A 17,999-nucleotide genomic window follows, 5' to 3' on the forward strand; every position below is an offset into this window, starting at 1 on the left:
CCCATGGACGTCTCGTACCTCATCGACTGGGCCAACCTGCTGCTGCGCTGGGCCCACGTCATCACCGCCATCGCCTGGATCGGCGCCTCGTTCTACTTCGTCATGCTCGACAACAGCCTCAGTGCGCCCACGCACGGGGACCTGAAGCAAAAGGGCGTGGACGGCGAGATGTGGGCCGTGCACGGCGGCGGCTTCTACCACTCCAACAAGTACATGGTGGCGCCCAAGTGGCTGCCGCTGCCCGAGAACCTGCACTGGTCGTACTGGGAGAGCTACTCCACGTGGCTCACGGGCTTCGGGCTGTTCACGGTGCTGTACCTCTTCAACGCCGGCACCTTCCTGGTGGACAAGAGCGTGTACGACTGGTCACCGGGCGCGGCCATCGCCGCGGCGCTGGGCTTCCTGGCGGCGTTCTGGCTGATCTATGACGCGATCTGCCGCACGCTGGGGCAGAAGAAGAACGGCGACGCCATCGTCGGGGCCTGCGTGTTCGTGTTCGTCATCTTCGCCTCGTGGCTGGCGTGCCAGCTCTTCGCCGGGCGCGCGGCCTTCCTGCTGGTGGGCGCGATGCTGGCCACGACAATGAGCGCCAACGTGTTCTTCTGGATCATTCCGGGGCAGCGTACCGTGGTGGCGCAGCTGCGCGCGGGGCAGCCGGTGGACCCGATCCACGGCCAGCGCGGCAAGCAGCGCAGCGTGCACAACACCTACTTCACGCTGCCGGTGCTCATCGCGATGCTGTCCAACCACTACGGCTGGCTGTACCAGGGCACGAACAACTGGCTGGTGCTGGTGCTGCTGATGCTCGCCGGCGCGCTCATCCGCCACAGCTTCGTGTCGCGCCACAAGGCGCATGTGCTGGGCAAGCGCACGCCGTGGGAGCACGCCGTGGTGGGCACGCTGGCGCTGGCCGGCCTGGCGCTGTGGCTGGCGCCGCCGCCGCGCAGCGAAGCCACGCTGGCCGCGGCCAAGGCGCCGGTGTCCTTCGCGCAGGTGCAGGCCGTCATCGAGCAGCGCTGCACGCTCTGCCACAACGCGCAGGTGCAGAACAAGAACGTGGCGCTGCACACGCCCGAGCTCATCCGCTCGCATGCGCAGGCCGTGTACCAGCAGGCCGTGGTGCAGAAGCTCATGCCGCTGAACAACGCCACGCAGATCACCGAGGCCGAGCGCGACCTGCTGCGGCGCTGGTTCGAGGCCGGCGCGCAGGCGCAGTGAGGCACCTTGCGGCGCCGGCATGACGCAGCGGCTGCCGTCGCCGGCGCGTGATGCCCTAATGTGAAACGGCGCCCCAAGGGGCGCCGTTTTTTTGCTTCAGCCGCCGGTGAAAGCGGGCGTCAGGCCTTCCGCTCGTGCGTGCCGGTGCGCAGGGCCGGGTCGTCGCCCTGGGCCTGGCCACGGCTGAAGTCCGGCCGCATGACGTTGTGAGCACGGTCCGGCCCACGCCGCTCGGCGCCGTCCCATCCCGTGCCGTGATCCGCAGCCGTGGACGGGCTGCCGATGGACGCCTCGTTGGACGCGGCCGGCGTGCCGAGGTCCTGTTCCAGCCGGAAGGCCGCCACCGCGCGCAGCAGCCGCTGCGCCTGTTCGCGCAGGCTCTCGGCGGCGGCGGCGCTCTGCTCGACCAGGGCGGCGTTCTGCTGGGTGGCGTGGTCCATCTGCGTCATGGCGTTGCCGACCTGCGCCACGCCCTTGCTCTGCTCGACGCTGGCGCTGCTGATCTCGCCCATCAGGTCGGTGACGCGCTTGATGGCGGCCACGACCTCTTCCATGGTGCGGCCGGCCTGGTCGGCCAGGCCCGAGCCATGGTCCACGCGGTCCACGCTGTCGGTGATCAGCGACTTGATCTCCTTGGCCGCGGTGGCGCTGCGCTGGGCCAGGCTGCGCACCTCGCCGGCCACCACCGCGAAGCCGCGGCCGTGCTCGCCGGCGCGCGCGGCCTCCACGGCGGCGTTGAGCGCCAGGATGTTGGTCTGGAAGGCGATGCTGTCGATGACGCCGATGATGTCGGCGATCTTGTGCGAGCTCTCCTTGATGCCGCGCATGGTGTCCACCACCTGCGCCACCACCGTGCCGCCCTTGATGGCGACGTCGGAGGCGCCCTGCGCGAGCTGGTTGGCCTGGCTGGCGTTGTCGGCGTTGTGCTTGACGGTGCTGCCCAGCTCTTCCATGGCCGAGGCCGTCTGCTCCAGCGAGGAGGCCTGCTGCTCGGTGCGCTGGCTCAGGTCCTGGTTGCCCTGCGCGATCTGCGCGCTGGCGCTGGCCACGCCCTCGGCGTTGTTGCGCACGTTGCCCACCGTGGCGGTGAGCTGGACCTGCATGTTGCTCAGCGCGCTGAGCAGTTGCGCCGTCTCGTCACGGCCCTCGGCGCGCACGTCCACCGTCAGGTCGCCGCCGGCCACATGCTGCGCGATCTCGCAGGCCCGGCGCAGCGGCCGCGTGATGGAGCGCGTGATCAGCCAGCCCAGCAGCGCCGACAGCGCCAGCATCGCCAGCGTGGAGCCGATGAGCATGTTGCGCGCGGCCACGTAGCTGGCCGTGGCCTCGTCGAAGCTCTTCCAGTTCGCGGCGTCCTGCAGCCGCATGGTTTCCTCGATCAGCGCCTGCCATTGCAGCGTCTTGGGCCGCGCCTCCTGCTGCAGCAGCGCGATCGCCTCGTCGCCCTGGTCGGCCAGCACCAGCTCGAAGACGCGGTTGTTGATGGGCCGCACGGCGTCGCGCACCTCGTCGAGCCGCTTGAGCAGCGCCTTGAACTCGTCGCTGCTGGGCAGGTCGTCCAGCGCCGTGCGCGAGATGTCGTAGATCTGCCGGATGTCGGTGAGCTCCTGCTTGAGCTTTTCCTTCTCGGCGCCGTCCTTGAGCAGCACCAGGGTGGGCAGGATGCGGTTGGCGTTGTGCAGCACGTCGTTCATGGTGCGGCTGTAGGCCGCCGCGACGTTGTTCTCCTTGACAACGACCTCCATGTTGCGCTCGATCTCCGAGAGCTTGTACAAGGCCAGCCCGGACGAGGCCACGGTCATGAGCGTGACCAGGCAGAACGACGTGCCCAGGCGTTGTCCAATCTTGAAGTCGGCGAGTCTCATTGCTTCTTGTCCTCTTGTCGTCCACCCCGGCGCCAGCGCCGGCCCGATGCTTGTCACGTGGTGGAGCACTGCGGCTTGCGGGGTCAATGTGCCCGAAGCCGCTGGGACTTGATCTGTGCCAAGTCAAGCCTTTTCCCCAGCAATTTCGGCCATTGGCTGGGCGGATTGCACGCTTGGCTGTCCGGAGCCCGGCTCAGGGCCGGCCGAACACCTTCTGCAGCAGGGCGCTGCCGGTGCCCAGCGGGTCCTTGCGGATCTTGCGTTCTTCCTCGCCGATCATGAAATACAGGCCGTCCACCGCCTTGGCCGTGACGTGGCGCTCCAGGTTGGCGTCCTCCGCCTTCACCAGCCCCATGGCGCCGGCCCGGCCCACGAGCTCGTTGTAGCGCTGCGCCAGCGCCACCTTCTCCGTCGCCCGGGTGACGATGGGCAGGAAGCGTTGCGTCAGGGGCTGGCGGGTCCTGGCGGCGAAGAACTCGGTCACGGAGGTGTCGCCGCCGCGCACGATGCCCAGCGCGTCGTCCACCGACATCGACTTCACGGCATCGAGCAGCAGCGTGCGCGCTTCGGGCACGGCCGCCTCGGCGGCGCGGTTCATGGCCGTGACCAGCTCGTCCACCTGGCGCTGCTGGCCCATGAGCTTGAGCACCCCGGCGGCCTGATCCAGCGCCGGTGGCAGCGGGATGCGCACCTTGGGGTTGCCCAGGAAACCATCGGGGCGGCCCAGCAGGTCCACCGCGCTGGCCGCGCCGCGTTCCAGCGCGGTGCGCATGCCGGCCGCGGCGTCGGTGGAGGTGAGAGCCTGTGCGGGCCGCAGCAGCGCCGGGCCCAGCAGCAGGGCGGCCGGGATGCCGCGCATGAGTGCGCGTCGTTGCATGGAGGTCTCCTGAAAAGTGAATGAGTGGACGGCACGCAGGGCCTCCCGCGCTGAGCGCCGCCGTCGCTGGACAGCCTTTGAGCATAGCCAAGCGCGCCGCCCCGGCCGACAGGGTGATCCGGCCCGGCCCGCGCGGTGTCACGAATCCGCGTCGGCATGTCGGATTTGTGCGGACCGGCTTTGCTGCAGCGCGCAAACTGCGCGCGGGCGGTGCGTGCGGTCGTGTAGCGCTTGCGGCGTGGCGGCACGCGCCTGATGTCCGGTGTGGCCAGGACCCGACATGCTGAACTCCACCACGCTCATTGCGGCAGGCATCGCACCCCGGGTCGCCGAGGCCTTTGCCGGGCCGCTGGCCCAAGCCTGCGAGCGTTTCGAGATCCACACGCCGGCGCGCGTGGCGGCTTTCGTCTCGCAGTGCGCCTTCGAGAGCCGCGGCTTCGTGGTGCTGGAGGAGCGCATGCTGCACCGCACGCCCGAGCGCATCTGCGCGACCTGGCCTTTGCGCGTGCCCGACCTCGGCACCGCCGAGGCGCTGGTGGGCGCGCCCCAGGCCCTGGCCAACACCGTCCACGCCGGTTGCCATGGCAACGGTGACGCCGCCAGTGGCGACGGCTGGCGCTACCGTGGCCGCGGCCTGATCCGGCTGCTGGGCCGCGCCACCTACTGCGCCGCCGGCACGGCGCTGCAGCGCCCTTACGAGGAGCAGCCCGACCTGGTGGCGCGGCCGGCCGACGCGTGCTGGGCGGCGGCCTGGCTCTGGCACAGCCGCGGGCTCAACGAGCTGGCCGACCGGCTACAGTTCGACGCCATCACCCGCTTCCTGCTGCACGAGCCGGTGTCGCCGATGAGCGGCCTGTACGAGCGCCGGGCGCTGTACCGCGGCGCGTTGGCGGCGCTGGAGGACATGCGCTGCTGAGCACGGCGGCCCGGGCCGGCGCGCCACAGGCACGCCGGAGGCGTCAATGCGAGCGCACGCCGTAGCTGCGCTCCTGCCGTACCGAGGCGACGCCTTCGACTTCGCGCGAGGCCTCCAGCTGCCCGGCAGGCAGGTTGCAGTTGATGATCCCCAGGCGGGGATGCGGCGCCAGCTCCGAGGCGCCCAGCCGCTCCAGCTGCTGGACGATGGCGCCGAAGCGGCCCGCGTCCTTGGGCTCGATGCGGATCGTGACGGCAAGCTGGTCTGACGGCTCGGAGCCCATGGCGTGTTCCTCGGTACGACGCGGCCAGTCTAGCGTCGAGGGGCCTGCAGCAGGCCTTTGCCCACGTCCCGCGCGGGATGGCGCAGGGGCCGCACCAGCTGCAGCAACCTGGCCCACAGCGCCCAGCCGCGGAAGGTGGGATTGGATTGCGCGATCAGCGCGGCCACGCCGGCGACATGGGGCGTGGCCATGCTGGTGCCGTCCCAGCGCGCATGGCCGCCGCCGGGCACGCTGGACAGAACGTCCACGCCGGGCGCGGCCAGATCCACCTCCTGCTCGGGGTTGATGCCGCCGCAGGAAAAGGGCGCTGGCCGGTACCTGCTGTCCACGGCACCGACGGCCAGGATGGTGGATGCGTTCGCCGGCGAGCCCACCGGGTTGATGCGGCCCGGGCGCTCGCTCTCGTTGCCCGCCGCGGCGACCACCAGCGTGCCGGCATCGAGGCAGACCTGCCCGATCTGCTCGTAGTCGTCGTTGGGCTGGTCACCGACGCTGGTGGCCGCGCCCAACGACATGGAGATGATCTGGCAGCCCTGCTCCAGCGCCCAATCCATGCCGGCGATGACGGAGCGGTCGGTGCCGAAGCCGTCATCGCCCAGCACCTTGCCGGCATAGATCTCGGCTTCATAGGCCACGCCGTAGCGCGGCACGCCGCTGGGCCGCAGCGGACCGCACGCGGTGCCGATGCAATGGGTGCCATGGCCGTGCACGTCGTCCTCGGAGCTGTGGCTGGCGAAGAGCTTCTTGGTCACGGCCCGGCCCAGGAAGTCGGGGTGCTGGTCGTCGAAGCCCGTGTCCAGGACGGCGACCTTGATGCCCGCGCCGCTGAGCGAGCTGGGTAGCGCCTTGATCGCCTGCAGGCCCCAGGTGACGCTGTTCTCGCTGAAGCGCTCCACCGAGGGCCCGGCCTCGGCGGTGTCGGCGCTGTCGCCGGCCAGCAGCCGTTCCACCAAGTGGTCCACGGCGTCGCGGTAGCCGCGCAGGTAATCGGGCAGCGCCAGAGGGCCCGCCATCGGCGCTGACAGGGCTTCGGCCTGGAGCCCGGACGCCGGGGAGGCCATGCCCAGCGGCCGGTAGCTGCGTTCGGCGCGCACGGCGCTGAGCACGCGTTCTTCCATCGACTTCTGCAGCACGGGCTTGAGCCGCTCGCTGTCGCCCCGGACGATGGCGATGCCGAAGCGTTCGAAGTACTGCACGTCGGCGCCGCCGAAGTCATTGGGCACGGCCAGGCTGTCTTTGAAGTCTCGCGACGAGGCAACGCGGAAGCCGCCGGATTCCAGCCGCCGCACACCGGTGGCGGCCGCCTGGGGCGTGAAGCGCATGACCATGCCGAGCCGGGGCTGGGCGTTCGAGGCCGGCGCCGGGGCGTCGGCGGGCGGGCTGGGAGGGATGGGGCGACGTGCCATGAAGCTCTCCTCGTGCGGAAGCGGCGTTGGAGGGGGGGGCCGGATGCCATCGGCCCGCGGCACCGGAGTACCGCGGGCGCTGCGGCTCTTGCACCCGCGCGGCGCCATGCGGCTTACGGCCGCAGGCCGGTGTCGCGGGCAGCTCACCGGGCGCTGCAGTCTCCCTTCGACCTCCGGCCCATGGAAACGGACCTTGGTCACGTTCCCACGGTGGGCACGCCCCAGCCGGCGCGGTTCAGGCCGCATGCATCCCGCCCAGGCGGGCGGCGCGGGCTTGCCCGCAGGGCGCCGGTCTCAGGATCAGGCGCCGCGCGCCGCCTGCCGCAGCACCGCGGCTGCCGCCTCTTCCAGCAGCGGGCCCTCCACGCGCACCGGCGGCTGCGCGCCGGCCAGCACTTCAGCGCAGCGCACGGGCAGCAGCTCGCCGCCCAGCAGCCCGGCCATCAGCGGGTTGGAAGCGGCGTAGACGATGCGCCGCACGCCGGCCCAGAACAGCGCGCCGGCGCACATGGCGCAGGGCTCGCCGCTGGCGAACACGGTGCCCCCGCGCAGGGCCGCGGCGCCCAGCCGGGCGGTGGCCTCGCGCACCAGCACCATCTCGGCGTGCGCGGTGCAGTCGCCTTCGGTGACCTGGCGGTTGGCGGCCTCGTGCAGCAGCTCGCCTTGGGGCGAGAGCAGCACCGCGCCGTAGGGGCGGTTGCCGGCTTGCAGCGCCGCGCGCGAGGCGGCGATGGCGCGTTGCATGGCGGTGGTGTCGTCCAGGGTCATGAATGAGATTCCTCCTTTCAGCTGCCGCGGTAGGTGGACGCGCTCCACGGCGTGCACAGCAGCGGCACGTGGTAATGCTGCCTGGTGTCGGCGATGGCGAAGCGCACCGGCACGGTCGCGTCCACGAACAGCGCCTCGGCCGGGCGCAGGCCCTGGCGCTCGTAGTACTCCGCGACGTGGAACAGCAGCTCGTACTGCCCGGGCCGGGCCGCCTCGGCCGGCAGCACCGGCTCGTCGGTGCGGCCGTCGGCATTGGTGCGCAGGGTCTTGACGAGTTCCCAGCGCCCGTCGCGCCAGGCCGAGAAGTCGATGCGCATGCCCGCGCCGGGGCGGCCGTGGTGGTTGTCGAGCACATGGGTCGAGATGCCGGCCATGGCGGACTCCTTTCAGAACAGTCTTTCCCGTTCGCCCTGAGCTTGTCGAAGGGCTCAGCCCGAACGGAACGTCGAGATGACGCAGCAGCCTCAGCTGCCGCGGTAGTACGAGTAGCCCCAGGGCGAGAACAGCACCGGCAGGTGCACGCGCTCGGCGGCGTCGCGGATCACGAAGCGCAGCGGCACCTCGGTCAGGAAGGCCGGCTGCGGCAGCTTCGCGCCCAGGCGGCTGAAATAGTCGCCCAGGTGCAGCAGCAGCTCGTAGCGCCCGGCGCGGTAGGCCTCGCCGTCGAGCAGCGGTTGCGCGGTGCGCCCGCCGGCCACCGTGTCAGCGTCCAGCAGGTGCTGCCACTCGCGCTTGGCCGTGTCGAAGCGCGACAGGGACAGCCGCAGCCCCGCGCCGGTGGCGCCGTGGAACATGTCGATGGCGTGCACCGTCAGCCGCGGCGGCGCGCCGGCCTGCGAGCGCGGCGCCGTGGCCAAGCCTGCCGGCGCCTCGGCCGCGCCGGCCAGCGCCGGCAGCGTGGCCGTACCCAGGGCCAGGCCGGTGCGCAGGAAACGGCGGCGCGCCGTGGGATCTTGATGAGCGTCCATGGCGTCTCCCGGGCTCAGTCGGCGCGGGCCAGCGCGTCCACGCGCAGCCGGGTGATGGCGGCGATCTGCGCCAGCGCCTCCTGCAGCTCGGCCTCGCTGTCGAGCCCGGTGCGGCGCTCCAGCTCGGCCAGGATCTCGGCCTTGCCGTGGCGGCGGGCCGCGATGATGAAGGGGAAGCCGTGCCGCGCCCGGTAGGCGGCGTTGAGCTGGCGCAGCCGCTTGAAATCCCCGGGGCTGAGCGCGTCCAGCCCGGCGCTGGCCTGCTCGGACACGGACTCGCCGGTCATGGTGCCGGCCTGGGCTTCCTTGCCGGCGAGCTCGGGGTGGGCGCGCAGGAAGGCCAGCTGCGTGGCGCGCGGCGCCTGCCGCACCACGGCCATCATGGCCGCGTGCAGCTCGTCCAGGTCGCGGAAGGGCCGCCCGGCCCAGGCCGCCTCCGCCACCCAGGGCGAATGCTCGAAGCTGCGGCCCAGCGCGGCGACGAAGGCGGCGCGGTCCAGGGCGTTGATCTGTTGCAGGGACATCGGGTTCATGGTGTGGGATGCGTAGGTCGCTCTTTTGCCGTTCGCCCTGAGCTCGTCGATGGGCCTGCAGGCCCACTGGACCAGAGGCTTCGACAGGCTCAGCCCGAACGGGGTGTTGGGGTTCGGATGGGCCTCAATGGGCCGGCTGCGCCTGGGGCAGGGGCGCCTGGGTGAAGCGGGGCACGAAGCGCAGGATCAGCAGCGTGGCGCACAGCTCCACGGCGGCCACGATGTACAGCCCGCTGGTGAGGCTGCCGGTGGAGGTCTTGATCAGGCCCAGCATGTAGGGCGCGCCGAAGCCCGCGAGGTTGGCGATGGAGTTGATCAGCGCCACGCCGCCGGCCGCGGCGGTGCCGGCCAGCACGCGGTTGGGCATCTGCCAGAACACGGGGATGGCGCTCATGGTGCCGACGATGGCCAGCGTCAGCGCCACCAGCGTGGGCAGCGCGCCCAGCGGCAGGAACAGCGCCACGGCCAGCAGCGAGACCGCGCCCAGCGCCGCGGCCAGCCCGCAATGCAGCCGCGCCTCCTGGTGGCGGTCGGAATGGAAGCCGTTGAGGATCATCCCGGCCGCGCCGAACAGGTACGCGACGGACATGATCCAGCCCACCGCCGCCGGGCTGGTGAAGCCCACTTCCTTGACCAGCGTCGGGCCGTAGAAGGTCAGCGAGGAGTTGGCGGCGATGATGCAGAAGAACACCAGGATCAGCAGCCAGATGCGGCCGTCCTTGAGCGAGGCCAGCAGGCTGTGCTCGCGGTGGCCCAGCGCGCGCTGGTCGCGCTCCAGGTCGGCCTGCACCAGCTCGCGTTCGCGCGGCGTGAGCCAGCGCGCATCGGCGGGCTTGTCGGTCAGGTAGAGCCAGGTCACGAGCCCGGCCAGCACGGAGGGGATGCCTTCGAGCAGGAACACCCACTGCCAGCCCTGCCACCCGTTCACGCCGTCCAGGCCGGTCATGATCGTGCCGGCCAGCGGCCCGCCCAGCACGCCGGCCAGGGCGGAGGCCGACATGAACATGCCGAAGGCCTTGGCGCGGCGGCGGTCCGGGAACCAGTAGGTCAGATACAGGATGACGCCGGGGTAGAAGCCGGCCTCGAACACGCCCAGCAGGAAGCGCAGCGCGTAGAACATCGTCGGCGTGGTGACGAACATCATGACGATGCTGGTCAGCCCCCAGCCGATGGTGATGCGCATGAGCGTCTTCTTGGCGCCGATCTTCTGCAGCAGCAGGTTGCTGGGCACCTCGAAGAAGAAGTAGCCCAGGAAGAAGATGCCCGCGCCCAGGCCGTAGACGGCCTCGCTCCACTTCAGGTCGTCGAGCATGGTGAGCTTGACGAAGCCGATGTTGACGCGGTCGATCCAGGCCAGGACCCACAGCACCATGAGGAACGGGATCAGCCGCCAGAGGATCTTGCGGTAGATGCCGTCGAGCTCGCCGGGGGCGGCGCTCGGCGGCGCGTTGGCCACGCTTGCAGTGTTCATGCGGTGTCTCCTGGGGCCGGGTCGCCGGCCGGTGTGTAAAGGCGCTTCGGACGGCGCCTTGTGAGGGTGGGCGCAGTCTGGAGGCGCCCGCCCGGCGCGGCGCACGCGCGCTGCTATAAGCGCCATTCGGAAAACCGAATAAAGGTCTCAGCGCCGATGAGCCGCGACCCCGTGGACAGCCACCTGCTGCGCGTGCTGGTGACGCTGGTGAGCGAGCGCAACGTCTCGCGCGCCGCGATCCGGCTGGGGCAGTCGCAGCCGGCGGTGAGCATCGCGCTCAAGCGGCTGCGCGAGCTGTTCGGCGACCCGCTGCTGGTGCGCGAGAAGGGCGGCATGGCGCCCACCGAGCGCGCGCTGCTGCTGCGCGACCAGGCGCGCCGCGCCCTGGGCGAGATCGACGCCATGCTGGCCGGCCCGCAGCAGTTCGACCCGGCGGCCAGCCAGCAGACCTTCCGCATCGGCTCACCCGACTTCATGGCCGCGGGCTTCCTGGGCGCGGTGGTGGCGCGCTTCTGCCGCGAGGCGCCGCGCGCGCGGCTGGTGGTGCAGCCGCTGGGGACGGAGGTGGACGTGGAGCAGGCGCTGGCGCAGGGCGAGCTGGACCTGGTGGTGGGCAACTGGCCCAGCCCGCCGCCCGCGCTGCACCTGTCGCTGCTGCTGCAGGACGAGGTGGTGTGCCTGCTCAGCCGCCACGACCCGCGCGTGACCACCGGCCTGACCCGCGAGCAGTACCTGGCCGCACGCCACCTGGTGCCGCTGCCGTACTCGGCGGCGCAGCGCGGCCTGGTGGAGACGCACCTGGCGGGCCTGCGCCTGGCGCGCGACGCGCGCGTGGTGGTGCCGTACTTCGAGCTGGCGCCGCAGCTGCTGGTGGACACCGACCTGGTGTTCACCACCGCGCGGCATTTCGCGGCGCACTACGCGGCGCTGCTGCCGCTGGCCATCGTGCCGGCGCCCTTCGACTTTCCGCCCATGCGCTTCTACCAGCTCTGGCACGAGCGCTCGCAGGGCTCGCCCGCGCACCGCTGGCTGCGCGCGCTGATGTCGGCCTCGGCGCGGCGCATGGCGCCCGACGCCGGGCCATGAAGCGACCGTCAAAACACTCCCCGATAATCACCGCATGCCTTTGTCCAGATATTCCAGGGCCGTCCAGGCCATTGTTTCTGCGGTATTTCTGCTGCAACTGTGGGGCTGCGCTTCGGTCAAACCGCCCAGCGGGCGTCTGGTCGAAACCTTCGACGCCACCGACCGTTTTGCGCGCACGGTGGCGGTGGAGCCGGCGCAGGCCTGCGAGGCGGCGCGGCAGGCGCTGCTGAGCCAGGGCTATGTGGTGAGCACGGTCCAGGAAACCGAGATGCGCGGGCGCAAGAATTTCGAGGTGCCCAGCGGCCACCATGTGGAAATGGAGATCCGGGTCGTGTGCACCGCCAATGCCCGGCCCGACGCCGAGCGGCGCAGCAACGTCTTCGTCAGCGCGGTGCAAGAGCATTACGAGCTGAAGAAGAGCAGCAATTCCGCCAGCGTGGGCGTGGGCGCGCTGGGCTCAGTGTCGCTGCCCTTTGCCGTGGGCAACGATTCCATGGTCAAGGTGGCCAGCGAAACCGTGACCGTGCCACGCTTCTACGACCGCTTCTTTGAAATCCTGGACCGTTTCCTGGAAACCCCCAGCAAACTGCCCAGCGACGAGGTTGGCCTGGGATTGATGCCCTATTCGGAATTCTGAGCGGAATTCCGGGCCGGATTCAGAGCGGGATTTCAGAGCGGCTGCGGTATTTTTTTGCCGGATAAGGCAGGCCGGAGTTTCATCCGCCGCTCACACGGTGGCCATGCTGTCGAAACCCGTGGTTTCCACCGTCTCGCCGCTGTCGAGCACCAGCGTGCGCTCGGGCCAGCGCAGCGCCGCCAGCCGGGTGTGGCCGCACGGCACCTCGCCGCGGCGCTCCAGCCAGCGCCCGCCCACCGAGTAGTCCACGCAGAACACCTTGCCGCGCGCGCCCAGCCAGGCCAAGTGCGGCACCCCCTCGAACAGGTCGGGCCCGCCGCGGCCCAGGTGCGCGCGCTGCAGCGGCGGGAAATGGCGCCAGAAATGCCCCACCACCACCGGCGTGTCCTCGGCGTAGCCATTCCACCAGGGCACGCGCTCGGTGAAGCGCCACTGGGCGTTGTGGAAGAAGGGCGCACCGGCGCGGCGCTCCAGCCCCGAGGTCAGCACGCGCAGCGGGTTGCCACGCTGGCGCACCTCGTCGCAGCGCGCCACGGCCTCCAGCATGGGCACCGGCACGGCCGGGTCACCCAGGCGGTGGCGCCAGGACGCCTTCTCGGCCCGGGCCGCGGCGCGCCAGCCCTGCGCCTGCAGCGTGGCGTCGGTGGCGTCGTCCAGCCACTCGAACAGCTCGGCGCGCGTGCCCTGGCCCTGCAGCTGCGCCAGCCGGGCCACCGCGGCCGTGTCCCAGGCGGCATGGGCCACGCGCAGGTCCGCCCGCGACAACGCCAGCGGCAGCGTCTCGAAAAAGGCCAACACCTCGGCGCGCTCGGCCTCGCTGTTGAGCGTGGCGTAGGGCACGAAGCGCAAGTCGCGGTGCGCGCCCTCGTTCCAGAACCAGTCGCTGCCCTGCTTGCGCTGGCCGCGCAGCAGGTTGAGCTCGTGATTGCCCAGCAGCACCACGGCCCGGCCGGCGCGCACCAGTGCGCGCACGCGCGCCACCACGCCGGGGCTGTCCGGGCCGCGGTCGCACAGGTCGCCCACGAACACCAGGCGGCGTCCTTGCGGGTGTGTGCCCGCGGCGTCATACCCCAGCGCGGCCAGCAGCGCGCACAGCGCCTCATGCTCGCCGTGGACATCGCCCACGATGTCGAGCGGGCCATCGGGCAGGGCGGCGTGCATGGCAAAACTCCCTCGGGAAACTGTTGTTGTCGAACACCGGATTGTCGGGGGCTTGCATGACAGCCAAGCCGCACGGCAGGGCGCAGTGGACCAGGGCCCGAGCCGCCGCGGCTTGCCGCCGGTCAGCCCGGGCTGAAACCGCGCCGGTTCCGGCCGCCCGGCCTCATTGCCTCAGGAGCCTTGCCATGACCTCCCGGATCGCTCTTCCGCTGCGCCGCCAACTCCTTGCGCGCCTGGCCGCGGGCCTGGCCGTGACGGCGCTGCCCCCCGCCGGCCGGGCCGCGGCGCGGCTGCGGCCCACACCGGCGCAGACCGAGGGGCCGTTCTACCCGGTACGGTTCGGCGAGGACACCGATGCCGACCTGCTGGCCCACGGCGCGCGCCGCTACATGGGCGCCCAGCCCTGCTGGGTCAGCGGCACGGTGACCGACACCGCCGGCATGCCGCTGGCGGGCGCGGTGGTGGAGATCTGGCAGTGCGACGGCCAGGGCCATTACCACCATCCCGGCGACGGCGACCGGGCCGATCCGGCCTTCCAGGGCTTCGGCCGCGTCCTCACCGGCGCCGATGGCGGCTACCACTTCCACACCATCCGCCCGGTGGCCTATGCGGGGCGCGCGCCGCACATCCACTTCAAGGTCAGGGCGCTCGGGCGCGAACTGCTCACCACGCAGCTCTACGTCGAGGGCGACCCGGGCAATGCGCGCGACGGCCTGTGGCGCCGGCTCTCGGCCGCGGAGCGCGAGGCCGTCACGCGGCCCTTCGTGGCCGGGCCGGACGGGCTGGCCTGCGAGTTCCCGCTCGTGGTGGAAGCCTGATCAGGGTTGTACAACAACATACACGCATGCTGTAAAACACCCGACCACAGTGCTGCACTTTCTTTTCTGGGGGCAAGGAACCTCGTTCCCTCTTCCTCACGTCCTTCGTTCCCTTTACAAGTCGGGGCCCGGCACTCGGCGCGTGAGAAGGGGGGCATTCGAAGTCGATAAGTCACAGAGTGCGACGTGTATGTTGTTATAGGCTCCGGGTGTCGCCCTTGCCGGGACGAGGAGGCCGACGGCGTACGCGGCGCATGGGCGCCGCGCCCTTCCCACACCGACCGAGAACCGAATGCACATCCGATCCGCCCAGCCCCAGGACTACGACCAGTGGCTGCCGCTGTGGCAGGGCTACCAGCGCTTCTACGCGGCCGAGCTTCCGGCTGCCGTCACCGAGCTGACCTGGGCGCGCTTCCATGACCCGAAAGAGCCGATGCACTGCGCCGTGGCCGAGAGCGAGGGCCGGCTCGTCGGCCTGGTGCACTACATCTACCCCCGCAGCTGCTGGAGCGCCGGCGACTACTGCTACCTGCAGGACCTGTTCACGCTGGAGAGCCATCGCGGCCAAGGCATCGGCCGGGCGCTGATCGAGCATGTCTACGCCCAGGCACAGGCCGCCGGCGCCTCGCGCGTGCACTGGCTGACGCAGGAAGGCAACCACCAGGCGCGCCAGCTCTACGACCGCATCGCCAGCCGCACCGGCTTCATTCAGTACCGCCACCTCTTCGAAAGCCACTGACAGGTGGCCGGCGCGGCGCGCTGAACCGGGCCGACACCGCACATTGCACCTTGTACGGGACAATCCAAACGCTGAGGGTCAGTGAGTGACGTGACTGTTCACCGTGGGAAACCAATTCGCCTCAAGCTTGGCCTGATCCAGGCCATGCCGCCATGCGCAGCAGCTGCGCCGCCGGCTCGGGCCGGTGCAGCAGGTAGCCCTGGGCGTAGTCCACGCCGATCTCGCGCAGCCGCGCCAGCACCCCGGGCCGGTCCACGAACTCGGCCACGGTGCGCACGCCGATGACGCGCGCCACCTCCTGGAAGCAGCGCACGGTGACGTCGTCCAGCGCGTCGTCCATCAGGCTGCGCACGAACTGGCCGTCGATCTTGAGCAGGTCGATGGGCAGCGACGTCAGGTAGCCGAAGGACGAGGCGCCGGCACCGAAGTCGTCCAGCGCGATGCGCAGGCCCAGCGCATGCGCCTGCGCGATGAAGCGCACCGCGTCGGCCATGTTGGTCACGGCCGCGGTTTCCGTGATCTCCAGGCACAGGCAGCGGCACAGCGCCGGCCCGGCCGCGGTCAGCGCGGCGATGGCCTCGCGGTGGAAAGCCCGGTCGCCTATCGACTGGCCCGACAGGTTGACGCTCAGCAGCTCGATGCCGCCCAGGTCGGGCTGCGCCTGCAGCAGCGCGATGGTGTGCGCCAGCACCCAGCGGTCGATGCGCGAGGCCAGATGGAAACGCTCCGCCGCGGGCAGGAAGGCGCCCGGCGCCACCAGGCTGCCATCGGGCTCGCGCAGCCGCAGCAGCACCTCGGCATGCAGCTTGGCGCCGGCGTCGTCCAGAGCCTGGATGCGCTGTGCGTGCAGCACGAAGCGGTCCTCGTCCAGCGCCTGCTCCAGCCGCGCCGCCAGCCGCATCTCGCCGTGGCGCACGCGCAGCGTCTCGTCGCTGTCGAGCCAGACATGCACCCGGTTGCGCCCGCCGTCCTTGGCGGCGTAGCAGGCGCTGTCGGCCGCCTGCATCACCGCACCCAGCGTGCGCCAGCGCTCATCCACCGGCACCAGGCCGATGCTGGCGCCGATGCGCAGCCGCTCGCCCTCGCTGACGAAGCGGAAGTCGTTCAGGCGCTGGCAGATCTGCTGCGCCAGCTGCTGCGCGTGGGCGCAGTCGCAGTGCTCCAGGATCACGGCGAACTCGTCGCCACCCAGGCGCGCCAGCGTGTCGCGCGCGCGCAGCGTCTCCCGCAGCAGCTTGGTCACCTGCTGCAGCAGCCGGTCGCCGGCGGCATGGCCGCAGCGGTCGTTGACGAGCTTGAACTGGTCCAGGTCCAGCACCAGCAGCGCGTGCTCGCTGCGTTCCTGCTGCGCGCGCTCCAGCAGCCGCTGCAGCCGCGCCTCGAACTCCTCGCGGTTGACCAGCCCGGTGAGCGCGTCGTGCGTGGCGCGGTAGCGCAGCTCGCCGGCGATGCGGCGCTGCTCCGTCACGTCGCGGAACACCAGCACCGCGCCCAGCACCGCGCCGTCCTCGCGGCGGATGGGCGCAGCCGACTCCTCCACGGCGAAGTCGCGGCCGTTTTGCGCGAGCAGCACGCCGGGCTCCACCGGGCCCTGGACCGGGTCGCCGTACAGGCAGGCGGCCACGGGGCAGGGCCGCGGCGCGCGCGTGTGCTCGCCCACCAGCCGGAACACCTCCGCCAGCGCGCGCCCCCGCGCTCGCGCCGCCGGCCAACCGGTGAGGCGCTCGGCCACCGGGTTGAGCCAGGTGACGCGCGCGGCGGCGTCGGTGGTGATGACGGCATCGCCGATGGAATCGAGCGTCACGCGCAGCCGCTCGTGCTGCTCGGCCAGCTCCGCGCCCAGGCGGCGCAGCGCCTCTTCCTGGCGCTTGCGCGCGCTGATGTCCACGTGCGTGCCGAACATCCATTCCGGCCGGCCGTCGGCGCTGCGCGTCATGACGCGGCCGCGGTCATGCACCCACACCCAGTGCCCGTCGCGGTGGCGCATGCGCAGCTCGCAGTCGTAGCTGTCGCTCTCGCCCTCGAAGTGCCGTTGCAGCAGCGCGGCCGAGCGCTCCAGGTCCTCGGGATGCGCATGCTCGAACCAGGTCCGGATCGACACCGGCGCCAGCTCCCGCAACGTGCGGCCGATGATCTCGGCCCAGCGCGCATTGAAGCGGGTTTCGCCGGTCTGGACGTTCCATTCCCAGGTGCCCGCGCCCGTGCCCTCGATGATCCAGGCCAGGCGGCGGCGCTCGTCGCTCAGCGCCTGCGCGGCGCGGACCTGCGCGCGGATGTCGCGAATGATCTTGGTGGCGCCCACCAGCCGCCCGTCCGGCGCGTGGATCGGCGCCAGGCTCACCGACACGTCGATGGGCCCGCCGTCACGGTGCAGGCGCACCGTGTCGTACTGCAGGCCCTCGGGCTGCCGCGCCAGCAGCGCCGCCGGGTCTTCCCATGCCGGCTCGCATCCGTCGGGCACCAGCCGGGCGATGGGCTGGCCGCGCATCTGCTCGGCCGTGGTCCCGAACAGCCGCGCCGCCGCCGCGTTCCAGTGCGTGACCGTGCCGTCCGGCGCCAGGGCGACGATGGCATCCACGCTGTTGTGCACCAGCGCCGCCGCGTGCCAGGCCGCCTCGCGCAGCCGGCGCTCGGCCATCAGGGCGCGGCGGCCCTCCAGCGCCCGCGCCGCGGCGGTGGCCAGTTGCGCCAGCACCTCGCGCTGCACGGCATCGAGCCGGCGCGGCTGCAAATCGGCCACGCACAGCGTGCCCACGCGCGCGCCGCTGGCCAATTGCAGCGGCACGCCGGCGTAGAAGCGCAGGTGCGGCGCGCCCGTGACCAGCGGGTTGTCGGCAAAGCGCGGGTCGCGGTGCGTGTCGTGCACCTCCAGCAGGGCCTCGCCGAGGAGGGCATGGGCACAGAAAGAGGCTTCGCGCGGCGTCTGGTCCACGCCCGGCAGGCCGACCCGGGCCTTGAACCACTGGCGCTGCGCGTCGATGAGGCTGACCAGGGCGATGGGCGTGCCGCACACCGCCGCCGCGACCCGCGCCAGCGCGTCGAACTCCTGCTCCGGGGCGGAGTCGAGCACGTCGAGCTGGAGCAGGGCGTCGAGCCGGTCGGCTTCGTCGTGGGGAAGAGGGGCGGCGGACAAAAAAGGCGGCTCTTGTCTGAAGGCGTCGCATTGTCGGGACGGCACCGCCCCGGGCCGGGCGGTGGGGCGCCGCGCCGGGCGGACGCCCGTGCAAGAAGCACGCTTTGAGCGCCCACCGGC

17 protein-coding genes are annotated in these 17,999 nt (G+C 71.4%); 6 read left to right on the forward strand and 11 right to left on the reverse strand.

The window, feature by feature from the left end; translation table 11 throughout:
* The first annotated feature begins 3 nt into the window (after positions 1-3).
* Positions 4-1,218, forward strand: a complete 1,215-nt coding sequence (locus HHL10_RS19700; protein WP_169162109.1) for a urate hydroxylase PuuD — start codon at positions 4-6, stop codon at positions 1,216-1,218.
* 119 nt (positions 1,219-1,337) lie between these two features.
* Here the strand turns inward: HHL10_RS19700 and HHL10_RS19705 are convergent, their stop codons facing one another.
* Positions 1,338-3,083, reverse strand: a complete 1,746-nt coding sequence (locus tag HHL10_RS19705; RefSeq protein ID WP_169162110.1) for a methyl-accepting chemotaxis protein — start codon at positions 3,081-3,083, stop codon at positions 1,338-1,340.
* A 193-nt stretch (positions 3,084-3,276) separates the two neighbouring features.
* Positions 3,277-3,960, reverse strand: a complete 684-nt coding sequence (locus HHL10_RS19710; protein WP_169162111.1) for a DUF4197 domain-containing protein — start codon at positions 3,958-3,960, stop codon at positions 3,277-3,279.
* A gap of 280 nt (positions 3,961-4,240) precedes the next feature.
* On the opposite strand from HHL10_RS19710, the gene HHL10_RS19715 reads away from it, so the two are divergent.
* On the forward strand, positions 4,241-4,876 hold the full coding sequence (locus HHL10_RS19715; protein ID WP_169162112.1) for a glycoside hydrolase family 19 protein: 636 nt from the start codon (positions 4,241-4,243) through the stop codon (positions 4,874-4,876).
* Positions 4,877-4,919: 43 nt separating this feature from the next.
* Here HHL10_RS19715 and HHL10_RS19720 read toward each other — a convergent pair whose 3' ends face one another.
* From HHL10_RS19720 to HHL10_RS19750, 7 genes are all read right to left on the reverse strand, one after another.
* Positions 4,920-5,159, reverse strand: coding sequence for a hypothetical protein (locus HHL10_RS19720; RefSeq protein ID WP_169162113.1), 240 nt, complete (start codon positions 5,157-5,159; stop codon positions 4,920-4,922).
* A 29-nt stretch (positions 5,160-5,188) separates the two neighbouring features.
* A complete protein-coding gene (locus HHL10_RS19725; protein ID WP_169162114.1) occupies positions 5,189-6,565 on the reverse strand; it encodes a S8 family peptidase in 1,377 nt (458 codons plus the stop codon).
* A 300-nt stretch (positions 6,566-6,865) separates the two neighbouring features.
* Complete coding sequence (locus HHL10_RS19730) at positions 6,866-7,333, reverse strand: nucleoside deaminase (RefSeq protein WP_169162115.1); 468 nt, start codon at positions 7,331-7,333, stop codon at positions 6,866-6,868.
* Between the two features lie 17 nt (positions 7,334-7,350).
* The gene (uraH, locus tag HHL10_RS19735) at positions 7,351-7,707 is read right to left on the reverse strand and encodes a hydroxyisourate hydrolase (protein ID WP_169162116.1); all 357 of its coding nucleotides are present in this window, start codon (positions 7,705-7,707) and stop codon (positions 7,351-7,353) included.
* A gap of 90 nt (positions 7,708-7,797) precedes the next feature.
* Complete coding sequence (locus HHL10_RS19740; RefSeq protein WP_169162117.1) at positions 7,798-8,301, reverse strand: hydroxyisourate hydrolase; 504 nt, start codon at positions 8,299-8,301, stop codon at positions 7,798-7,800.
* 14 nt (positions 8,302-8,315) lie between these two features.
* Positions 8,316-8,834: a 2-oxo-4-hydroxy-4-carboxy-5-ureidoimidazoline decarboxylase gene (gene uraD / locus HHL10_RS19745; protein ID WP_169162118.1), complete on the reverse strand. Its 519-nt coding sequence runs from the start codon at positions 8,832-8,834 to the stop codon at positions 8,316-8,318.
* Between the two features lie 124 nt (positions 8,835-8,958).
* Positions 8,959-10,305: an MFS transporter gene (locus HHL10_RS19750; protein WP_169162119.1), complete on the reverse strand. Its 1,347-nt coding sequence runs from the start codon at positions 10,303-10,305 to the stop codon at positions 8,959-8,961.
* Between the two features lie 156 nt (positions 10,306-10,461).
* Here HHL10_RS19750 and HHL10_RS19755 point away from each other — a divergent pair, with 156 nt between their 5' ends.
* Together HHL10_RS19755 and HHL10_RS19760 are read left to right on the forward strand one after the other, a co-directional pair.
* Positions 10,462-11,391: a LysR family transcriptional regulator gene (locus tag HHL10_RS19755; protein WP_169162120.1), complete on the forward strand. Its 930-nt coding sequence runs from the start codon at positions 10,462-10,464 to the stop codon at positions 11,389-11,391.
* 34 nt (positions 11,392-11,425) lie between these two features.
* A complete protein-coding gene (locus HHL10_RS19760; protein ID WP_169162121.1) occupies positions 11,426-12,028 on the forward strand; it encodes a DUF2242 domain-containing protein in 603 nt (200 codons plus the stop codon).
* 90 nt (positions 12,029-12,118) lie between these two features.
* Here HHL10_RS19760 and HHL10_RS19765 read toward each other — a convergent pair whose 3' ends face one another.
* The gene (locus tag HHL10_RS19765) at positions 12,119-13,189 is read right to left on the reverse strand and encodes a metallophosphoesterase (protein ID WP_169162122.1); all 1,071 of its coding nucleotides are present in this window, start codon (positions 13,187-13,189) and stop codon (positions 12,119-12,121) included.
* 185 nt (positions 13,190-13,374) lie between these two features.
* Here HHL10_RS19765 and HHL10_RS19770 point away from each other — a divergent pair, with 185 nt between their 5' ends.
* Entirely contained in the window at positions 13,375-14,007 is a 633-nt protein-coding gene (locus tag HHL10_RS19770; RefSeq protein ID WP_169162123.1) for a dioxygenase family protein, read from the forward strand.
* Positions 14,008-14,299: 292 nt separating this feature from the next.
* Positions 14,300-14,746, forward strand: a complete 447-nt coding sequence (locus tag HHL10_RS19775; protein WP_169162124.1) for a GNAT family N-acetyltransferase — start codon at positions 14,300-14,302, stop codon at positions 14,744-14,746.
* Positions 14,747-14,867: 121 nt separating this feature from the next.
* Here HHL10_RS19775 and HHL10_RS19780 read toward each other — a convergent pair whose 3' ends face one another.
* Entirely contained in the window at positions 14,868-17,879 is a 3,012-nt protein-coding gene (locus tag HHL10_RS19780; RefSeq protein ID WP_169162125.1) for an EAL domain-containing protein, read from the reverse strand.
* Between the last annotated feature and the right edge of the window lie 120 nt (positions 17,880-17,999).

The sequence above is a fragment of the Azohydromonas caseinilytica genome (assembly GCF_012927045.1).
Taxonomy (GTDB): Bacteria; Pseudomonadota; Gammaproteobacteria; order Burkholderiales; family Burkholderiaceae_C; genus Azohydromonas; species Azohydromonas caseinilytica.